3 protein-coding genes are annotated in these 2399 nt (G+C 49.0%); all 3 read right to left on the bottom strand.

Translation table 11 applies throughout. The features are described 5' to 3' along the window. Nucleotides 1-247 precede the first annotated feature (247 nt). Nucleotides 248-1270, bottom strand: a complete 1023-nt coding sequence (holA, locus tag Q0231_RS00135; protein ID WP_299343534.1) for a DNA polymerase III subunit delta — start codon at nt 1268-1270, stop codon at nt 248-250. Further along, nucleotides 1267-1764, bottom strand: a complete 498-nt coding sequence (gene lptE / locus Q0231_RS00130; RefSeq protein WP_299343532.1) for an LPS assembly lipoprotein LptE — start codon at nt 1762-1764, stop codon at nt 1267-1269. Before lptE ends, holA begins: the two co-directional genes overlap by 4 nt. After that, the coding region (locus Q0231_RS00125; RefSeq protein ID WP_299343530.1) for a class I tRNA ligase family protein at nt 1751-2399 on the bottom strand (649 nt) is incomplete at its 5' end. The genes lptE and Q0231_RS00125, both read right to left, overlap by 14 nt.

Raw genomic sequence — 2399 nt, 5'->3', positions numbered from 1 at the left:
CCGATTTGGGACAGATTCAGAGAGATAGTCAATTTTTCTATTGATATTTCAAGATGTTACCAGTATATGGCGCTTGAACTCCAGCGTATACACGTGCGCCACAGACTCGCTGACGACCCATAGCCCGACTTTTCATGCTCAGAACGATCACAGAGCCCGTTTTACTGCGTTGCTGCAGGGTTGTACCGATGAGGTTTTTGCGGTGTTACCAAATCTATGTACTTTGGAAATTGCAAATTGATTGCAATCAATTTCTAGCGGCGATTGTGGCAATTGCCAATAAGGCTTGGCGTGTGTGTTCGGTGTCCAGGTTAGCGTTCATGCGTGTGTCTAGCACTGTAGTTTGTAGACGCGCACATGCTATGGCCAAATTTTTTGCCGACCATGAACGTACTTGGCTTTCGATGGACGACTTTCTTGAAAAGTGAACGCGGAAGCGCCCCGAACTCATCACCTCTTGTAAAGTTTTACCTGAATCATAGGACGCGCGCATCTCGCGCAAGTTTGAAAAATGCATTAGGGCGCGAGTTAGGATCGCAGAAGCATGTGTGCCTGAACTAAAGGCGCGGCTTAAAGCTGTGTCTAGTTTTTGAACATGTCCAGTGCCCGCACTGTCCAGCACCTCATCCATTGTTTCGCTTGCGTTATCGCCACAAAGGGCGATGACGTCATTATATGAAATCTGCTTGCTCTCCTGAGCAAATATCATCAGTTTTTCAACTTCGAGGCGTGTAATTTGACGATCGTTGCCCAGAACATCAATTAGTGCGCGTAGGGCATCACTTTCGATCCGAATTTGAGCGTTGTCGAACATTTGCCGCGCCAATTGGGTAAGGCTTCTGGTGTCATCTGCAAAGCAAGGAACGGCGCGCGCAGATTTTTGTGCTTCTGCCAGTTTTCTTAAGGCGTCTTTTGGGGTTAAATTACCCGCTTCGACCAACAAAACCGCGTCAAATCCATCCTTCACGGTCTGTTCGATTTCTTTGGCGAAGGCATTTGTGGCGCCGCGGACGCGGATAACGCGCAGATCTCCGAACATGGAGCGGGTATTTGCTTCCACAGCAATTCGTTCACCTGGATTCTCAAAATCTCCAAATTGCAGACTAACCAGTGACATGGGGTCGGCATCTTTGGCGTGAAAATGGGCTTGTAAACGATCAGTTGTTTCACGCACACGGCCAGCGTCCGGACCATAAATCAGCACCAGACCTGAGGTGAGATCGGGACGTGCCAAAAAGCCATCAACGTCTCGCGCTTTTAATGCGGTCAAGGTTTTTGCTCGTTAATCGCTAATACAATCAAAAGCTCCAATTGGCGGGCGAGGTCTTTTGCAGCCCGCTGGTAGGCATCTGTTTGCGCTGTTTTATTGGCGAATTTCTGGTCGCTTGATTGATAGATCGCAGACGAAAAGCGCTCGCCTTTGGCAATAATTTTGTCGGTGTTGATATTGGTGAGCACGAATGATGTGCGCACAGTTGCCTCATTTTCAGCCCGGGTGAATTCTGACTCGACACCAAAAACGGAACGGGTAGATGTTGTGGTTGATAGTTTGAGCGCATAGTCGGGCGTAAATGAACGGCCAAGTTTGAATGCTAGATCTTGAATGATCGTTTGTTCAATCGGGGAGGTTGGATTTTGGTATAAAAGGGCATATTCGCCCCCTTCATATTCCTCATAAATGGGACGCAACGTGCAGGCGGCCAGCAGCATTGTGCTGGCCAACACCAAAATCAGCGCGGAAGCTCTGCGATCAAACAACGACATTAACAATCCTACCTGGGACAACGATGACCTTTTTAGGGGGCTGTCCGTCCAAGATGCGCGAAACAGCATCCAGTGACAAGGCGGCATTTTCGATTTGATCTTTGGGCAGGTCTTTGATGATTTCAATTTCACCACGTCGTTTGCCGTTGACCTGAACGGGCAAAATAATCGTATCGTCTTTTAGGTACTGTTCATCCGCCTCGGGCCAGCTTTCGTCGGCCAAAATGGTTGAGTTGCCTAGATGTGCCCAGCATGTTTCGGTCACATGTGGCACCACTGGGTTGCACAATTTTACCAAAAATGTGGTGGCTGTACGAATGGCGGCGCGCTCTTTAACTGTTGGATTGTGTTTTACCGTAGCGACGGCCTTACCCAACACATTGGTGAGTTCATACAATTGGGCGATAGCGCGGTTAAAGCGAAGGCTTTCATAAGCATCAGAGACTTGATCAACCGCGCGATGGGCAGATTTGAGCAGGGCTTCAGTGTCAAAATTGTCGGTTGCCCCATCGGCATCGTTTGCAATGATGGCTTGCGCCTCATCCACCAAACGCCATACTTTTTGCACAAAGCGCCATACGCCTTCAATACCGCTCTCGGTCCATTGCACGTCACGCTCTGGAGGGGAATCGGAC

It is taken from the genome of uncultured Maritalea sp. (genome assembly GCF_937139385.1).
Classification (GTDB): Bacteria; Pseudomonadota; Alphaproteobacteria; order Rhizobiales; family Devosiaceae; genus Maritalea; species Maritalea porphyrae_A.
This window is presented reverse-complemented; position numbering and strand designations above follow the sequence as displayed.

Coding starts and splice junctions, on each gene's coding strand:
- lptE (WP_299343532.1), bottom strand. CDS start 1,764: ATGTCGTTGTTTGATCGCAGAGCTTCCGCGCTGATTTTGGTGTTGGCC.